This is a genomic window from Cupriavidus sp. FW305-26 (assembly GCF_058787975.1).
Window position 1 is genome coordinate 1 of the sequence record NZ_JBYTAH010000138.1, and the last position, 6,300, is coordinate 6,300.

Annotated in this window: 4 protein-coding genes and 1 pseudogene; all 5 read right to left on the reverse strand. The window is 63.0% G+C overall.

Annotation, left to right across the window (positions count from 1 at the left end):
- A pseudogene (locus AC3WQZ_RS35230) lies at positions 1 to 77 on the reverse strand (H-NS histone family protein); the annotation flags it as partial.
- Entirely contained in the window at positions 61 to 1,320 is a 1,260-nt protein-coding gene (locus tag AC3WQZ_RS35235) for a DNA-binding protein (protein WP_492302116.1), read from the reverse strand. The pseudogene AC3WQZ_RS35230 and the gene AC3WQZ_RS35235, both read right to left, overlap by 17 nt.
- Positions 1,321 to 1,579: 259 nt before the next feature.
- On the reverse strand, positions 1,580 to 3,022 hold the full coding sequence (locus AC3WQZ_RS35240; protein WP_058697627.1) for a hypothetical protein: 1,443 nt from the start codon (positions 3,020 to 3,022) through the stop codon (positions 1,580 to 1,582).
- 1 nt (position 3,023) lies between these two features.
- The gene (locus AC3WQZ_RS35245) at positions 3,024 to 4,004 is read right to left on the reverse strand and encodes an ATP-binding protein (protein ID WP_058697626.1); all 981 of its coding nucleotides are present in this window, start codon (positions 4,002 to 4,004) and stop codon (positions 3,024 to 3,026) included.
- A 3-nt stretch (positions 4,005 to 4,007) separates the two neighbouring features.
- Complete coding sequence (locus AC3WQZ_RS35250; protein ID WP_058697625.1) at positions 4,008 to 6,053, reverse strand: hypothetical protein; 2,046 nt, start codon at positions 6,051 to 6,053, stop codon at positions 4,008 to 4,010.
- Positions 6,054 to 6,300 lie beyond the last annotated feature (247 nt).

Sequence of the window (6,300 nt, forward strand, 5' to 3'; positions counted from 1 at the left end):
TCCATGGTCAGCCCGTAGTCGGCCATCTCGGCCTGGATCCAGCGGATCGCCGCCGCCCGCTCAGTGTTTGCTGTCATCGTGTTGGTTGTTGCTGCTGTTGCTGCTGTTGCTGCTGTTGCTGCTGTTGCTGCTGTTGCTGCCATCGTCCGGGCTCGGGGCGCTCGCCCCGTGGACTTCGGCTGGCGGTTCGCTTGGTGTGTCACTTGGTGTGTCACTTGGTGTGTCGCTAGGTGTGTCGCCAGGCAGAGGGGCAGGGCCGCCGGCCTTGCGCCGCCGTCGCTCGGCGCTACCCCCCTCCCCCCGCTCGCGCGGCGGCAGCCTTAATTCTGCCAGCAGCTGGCGCGCCAGCGCCGCTTCGGCTTCGGCGCGCTCGGCCCGGCGCTGCGCCGCGGCCAGTTCCGCCTGCACCGTGGCCAGGTCGGTAGCCGATTTGCACACGGCGGCGTCGGCGGCCGCGCGCCGCGTGGTGAGCTGCTCGGTGAGCGCCGCGACCTGGGTCTCGAGCCGGGCCCGCGCCTCGGCCTGCGCCACCGCGGCGTCGCGGGCTTCGTGGCGCGCCGCCACTAGTTCGCCGCGCAACGCTTCGGCCAACCGCTCGCTCTGCTGGCGCGCGGTGCGCTCCGCGTCCAATTCGCGCAAGGCACGGCGCTCGCTGGCCTCGGCCCGTTCCTGGGCAATGACGACCTGGTCGCGGGCCCGCTCCAGCTCGGTCGAGAATTGGCTCCGTAGCTCTTCTAATTGCCGCCTCCCCGCCTCCAGTTCCGCCCGGCCCGCTTCCAGCCGCGCCTGCGTGGCCGCGTGGGCCTGGCGCTCGGCGGCCAACGCCGAGTCGCCTGCCTCGATGGCTTGGCGCGCCGTGTCGAGCTGCGCGACCAGCGCCGCGGCTTCCTCGCGCGCGAGCGCGGTCTCGGCGTGCGCGGCATCGCGCTCGGCTTCGGCCGCGCTAACCGCCGCGCGCGCCTCGGCGCGCAGCGTGGCCAGCTCGCCGGTGGCGGCCTCGTTGGCGGCCTGCCAGATGGTCTGCACCGCCGCGGCGGCAATGGCCTTCAACGCGTCCGGCAGGTCCGGATGGTCGATGGTGACGCGGGTGCGCCCGCGCAGTTCCTGCCAGAACGCCTGCAGCACCTCGGCGGGCGTGCCCATGCTGCCCTTGCGCACCAACTGATAGAGCTTGTTGGCGGTGGGCGTGATGCCGTAGCGGAAGAACAGCAGGCCGCAGACCTCGCGGTAGAGCGCGCGGGTCTCGGGGAAGCGGCCGCGCAGCTCGGCCAGGTCGGCCTGTAGCGCAGTATCGGTCAGATCCAGGTCGGCAGCGGGCATGGGGCGAGAAGACGGAAAATTGATGATAAATATTACTACGTAATACGTTATATATACAATTTTCTTGGCGATACTTTAGACATAACTGCGCTTATGTCTATAATTGCGAAGCTAGCTGTGACTTTTTAGACCCCCGCGTTGGTTTGCACAATTTTGTTAGCGTTTTCTGCACAATTTTGTTCCGAGCCCCCTGGGCCGAAACTCTGGCCGCAATGCGTCGCAAGCCAACGGGCTTCACGTTGCTCACGGTACGTTGCGTTCAGATCCGGGGTCGCCCCCGACGCACATTCGCTTCTGCCCTCGTCCACTTGATCAGCAAGAGGCCATCGTCGGTTTCGCACAGGCGGACGCAAAACTTGGAATCGTCCCGCTCAAGCGGATCGACACCCCGATCGATGTCATCTAGCCAAGTGGTCAACGCATCGAACGTCAGCTCGATTTCCCACGTGACCGCCATATCGAGCACTGCGGTTAGCGTCGACTCCCAGACCCACTCGCAGCAGGTCCAGACGTCCTGATCGGCATATAGGTAACCCGCCGGCGCTACCGCTGCCTCCCGTGTATAGCGGATGAGGCCCAAGTCGCGCATCGCGTGAGAAACGCTGCAGAAGCGCCGCCGTTCCTGCTCCGCCGGCCGATTGGAGAGCGCCAGGTCCGAACGGCCCCAGCCGAGTTGAAGTTCGTTGAGCGCGATATCGTATGGGCAGATCAGGCCCCAGCGGGGCCCCTCCTCTGGACGCACGCTGACCCAGCGCGAAAGCCGTCCCTCCTTAGTCAGCCTCCACCGACAGCGACAGGTGCCATGGCGAGCCTGTCGGTCTTGCATGGCATTCAGGCGCGTGACAAACGAAGACGGATTCGCCGAAGCGGCGTTGATGCGTATATAGAAGTGAAGAACGTCGGCAAAGCTGAGGTGGCTCGACCTGAGGCGGCCGAGCTGGATTTTCGCTTGCCGCGCAAACGCGTGGCTTTCCAGACTCCACCGATCACCGGCTTCGGTAAGGAGCGGTTCGATGTCCTCGGGCGGGGGCTCAAGCGCGCGCAGCTGACCGAACGCTTGGTCGAGGGAGACGGCCCCCGGCATGCCATCGTTGCCCGACGACCAGATCTCGCCGAGCGACATGCGCGCGGCAGCGACGCTCGCCCGTGCGACCCAGCCGGCGAGCGACGCAACACGCCCCGGCTCTCGGGCGGGAAAGCCGGCATCAATGCCGTGCGGCCACGTCCTGCAGCGTTGCCGCATCACGAACTCCAACGCGCCCACACGCTGCGACACGAGCCTGGCGGTGTGCTTCTGCGCCCAGGTCGTTTTCAGCTCGCTCAGGTGAAATGGGCACCGCGAAAGCCACCCAAGCTGATGCAGGTAGCTGTGGTAGCCGTGCTGCACACAGGTCTCGCAATAGCGGATGGCACGTCGCTCGCGACTATCGGGAGGCGGGCCATAACGGCCGACATCGATGAACCGTATGGAAGGCGAGAAAACGTCTTCGACAAGCGGCGCGGTCTCACCCAGCACGGACGCCAGGCGCCTGATTTCGTCGATCGGAAGCGGCGTGCTGCTATCGGGCTCCACACTCAAAAACTCCGCGCATTTTCGGACGTTGATGCCATTCAGTGCGCAGAAGCGGGCGACGAACGACAGCCTCGACTCGTACGGACGGAGGTTTCCCGGCCACCAGTTCACCGATGGGTAGGCCGCCATGTCAACTACCCGTCGAGATGATCCTCATGTGGTCCGGGAAGTTCGCTTTAGCGAGTTCTCGCAACCAGCTCTCATAGGAGGTCACGTCGGCCCAGTCTTCGCCCCGCGCCAGTTGGAAGAGTATCGCCTCGGTGGCTTTCGCGACATGCTGCATTGGAAATTCGAAATGCCCGCGCGCAGATTCGGGCGAAAGCTCCATCAGCGCTTTCCACAGCAGCGCCGCGCATTCGGCGAGCCGGCGCCCGGCCGCATAATCCGCCGGCGCGAAGTGCGCCAGGTACGGAACGCCGCTGCTTGGCGGCCACTCGGAGTCGATATCGTAGCCGTTGAGCACGTACCCGATCTCCTCGGGCGAGCGCAGGCCGTGGAAGCGCGCATGCGCTGCCATAAAGCGCGCGGCGACGTGAGCGTTGCCCGTGATGGCCATATATTCGTGGCGATAGTTCAACTGGTGTGAGCCGACTGAAAATACGCTGAGTAAATAGCCCTCGTAATCGAGCTCATTTTGCAGGCCGACCAGCCACTTCCACTCCCGCAACGTCAGATCCTGCGCTTCGTCGATAAGCAGCACCATGTAGTTCCGTTGCGCGTTGTTCGCAATGGCGATGAAGCGTTGCTTGCACAGGTATATGCCTTCGGCTTTCTTCGGCGGCTTTGCCGGGTTGGCGAATTCGAAACGCGAGGCGAGTAAGAGCTGGTGCCAGAATCCCGCTTCACTACTGTGACTGTCGGGGCGGCGATTCCACACCACCAGGGGCATGACGGCCTTGAAGCGCTCCTGCAATTCGTTTGCAACGTACCACTGCACACAGCGGGACTTGCCTAGGCGTGACGCACCATAGATATAGCCGCCGGGGCGCTGCTGGTCGATCCATTCGCCGATTTGCTCGATCATTTCGTGCATGGGCGGTGTATACACCGCGTATTGCTTCGTCACGATGCAGTGCCGCGGATCGATGCGCTCGGGCAGTGAGAAGGACATGGCTTACCTCGACTGCGCCATTCGACGCGGAGGCAGCGTAGGACCCGCAGAAGGCTTCAGCGGGTCCGCGGCGCCAGACTGCGCGCGTCTTGCCGTCGGCTCCGAAGCGGCCCCCTTGCTACCCTTTGAAGAACTGCTGCCTGCCTTGGCCCGAGCCATTGCTACATCCAGCATGGAAGGCCCGATTGATGAATCGGCTGCGGCTGCCAGTATGCGCCGTGCCTCGAGGTAGGCCGGATGGACCGGCAAGCGGTTGTGCGCCTGACTCTCCACGTAGCGCATGAAGACATCGATGGCGTCGACGCCTGCCGGAATCGCAAACTTTCCGTGAGAGCACGCCTGGCAAATTGCAGCACGTAGCGACAGGCTGTGCGGCGACATGTTCCAAGGCGGTGCTGCCCGCAACACGCCGAGTGACATACCGTCCAGCGTGGAGGCAAGCGCCACCCGGCAGTCATCCTCCTTGTGGCAGACCACCCAGATCTCGGAGCCGACAAGGTCGTGCCGGTTGTGCAGCACGTCGTTGGTATAACGGCCGTAATGGAACTCAACGAACGGGGCACGCCCGCTCTTAGCGCCCCCGCGCACGATGCAGCGCTTGCGGATGCTGAATAGCGTGTCCACGACAGCGGGGTCGGCTCGCCGGAAGCTCTGCTGGGAATGGTGGTACAAGAACTTCGCATACGCGAGCGGCGTGCGGTTACCAATCCCGCTGTGCGGTGTCGCGTTGTAGTTGGCAATGAGCACGTTCAGCAGCTCTTCCGCATATTCGTACTGGAATCGACTCGCCAGGGCGACCTCTTCCGGCTGTCTTCCCTTGCGGTCCTGGAAATTTGCGCCGGTGGTGTTGGAAAGACGCTGGAATCCCTGTCCGGCCAGATTGCGGAAAAACGTCTCGATGAACGGGCGGTCATCCTTGCTTCGACGTTTCGAGAACGAGGTCTTCGGGTCCAGTAGCGTGGAGCCGACGCTGTCGCGCAGCGCATCCCGCACGTGCTGACAAGTCTCGGCAAGCGCACCATCTACGCTGGTCTCGTCCCAGCATAGCCCGACGAAATCGCTACCCAGAGCGGAAAGAAGCCCGGCTTCAGGCAGATACGGCGTATCGCAAAAACTGACCGGGCGCAGGCACCATCTGCCCAATGCCCGCTTCAGCGCGCGCATGACGTCATCTTTCGATATTTCCCGTCTCACGCTGAAGTAGTACCCTAGCACCGCGCGCGAAACGACCTCCAGGATCACAACGACCCAGAGACGATGAACGATCTTCTCCTTGAAACCGCCCCCCATCAGGGGAAGCGACACGCAGAAACGTCCGTCTAGCTTGTGCGCGTCCATTTCGACGCGTTGCATGAACCTCTGCACCGGCCGCCCGGTTCCGTCACCGGACCTCAGCTTCACAGCCAAATTCGGCCCGCCACTCGCCGCGGCCAGCGCCCTTGGGTTGGCCGACAGCACCTTGTCGATATACCGACAGATCGAAGAGTAGCCAAGGCTCAATGTGTTGAACGGCCATTCGTTTCGCGCTTCGTACCCGAAGCCACGCAATTGGTCCAGAAACCACGCGCAATGACGCCTTCTCGACTGTTTAGTTTCGACTAGTCGCTTGGCTGAGGCGCTCGCGAGGATACGCGCCTCAAATGCCTGACGAAGCGCCGGCTGACTGTCCAGCAGCGCCTGCATCGCGCCCGCAGCACCGCGGCCGAACTGGTCGACATGGACCTTCGTGCTACGACGGTATGGCTTGACTCGGAGCCATGGCACAAGCCCGCGCCAGCCATAAGGACGCCCGTCGGGATGCGTCTCAAGGCAGCGCTCCCGGATGAGACGATAGGCCTGACTTGTGCCAAGCGACGTCAGCCGCCTGATGCTTTCGCCCGAGGCACCGGAAAGATACAGCGAAACCGCCTGCTTTCTCGCAAGGTACAGGACGCGTCGGTCACCAGTAAGCGCTCCCTCATCGGGGCTGGCCCAGTGGGAAGTGTCGACGGTTCGCCCGTCTATCCTCCGGCGGGAGCAACAGGAATTGTCGTCAATACCCTCTTCCATGCGACGCTCCAAAATCGGCCGATCGCCCCAGAGGCGATGGTTATAAACCTTAGGGCACATTTGGGAAAAATCGCACGACGAGAATGGAACAAACGTTGGCAAAGATACAAAATTGCTTCGAATGTTCGCCGGGAGAACAAAATGGTGCAGAATTTCGTGAAGTAAATTTGTTCTCGCACGCCCGGGCGGCGTCGATTTCACGGCCACGTCTCGGATACAAAATTGTGCAAACTAACGACCGTGGAAT

What these genes read in the sequence shown, in the direction of transcription:
- AC3WQZ_RS35250 (WP_058697625.1), bottom strand. Translation starts at nt 6,053, where the DNA reads ATGGAAGAGGGTATTGACGACAATTCCTGTTGCTCCCGCCGGAGGATA.
- AC3WQZ_RS35245 (WP_058697626.1), bottom strand. Translation starts at nt 4,004, where the DNA reads ATGTCCTTCTCACTGCCCGAGCGCATCGATCCGCGGCACTGCATCGTG.
- AC3WQZ_RS35235 (WP_492302116.1), bottom strand. Translation starts at nt 1,320, where the DNA reads ATGCCCGCTGCCGACCTGGATCTGACCGATACTGCGCTACAGGCCGAC.
- AC3WQZ_RS35240 (WP_058697627.1), bottom strand. Translation starts at nt 3,022, where the DNA reads ATGGCGGCCTACCCATCGGTGAACTGGTGGCCGGGAAACCTCCGTCCG.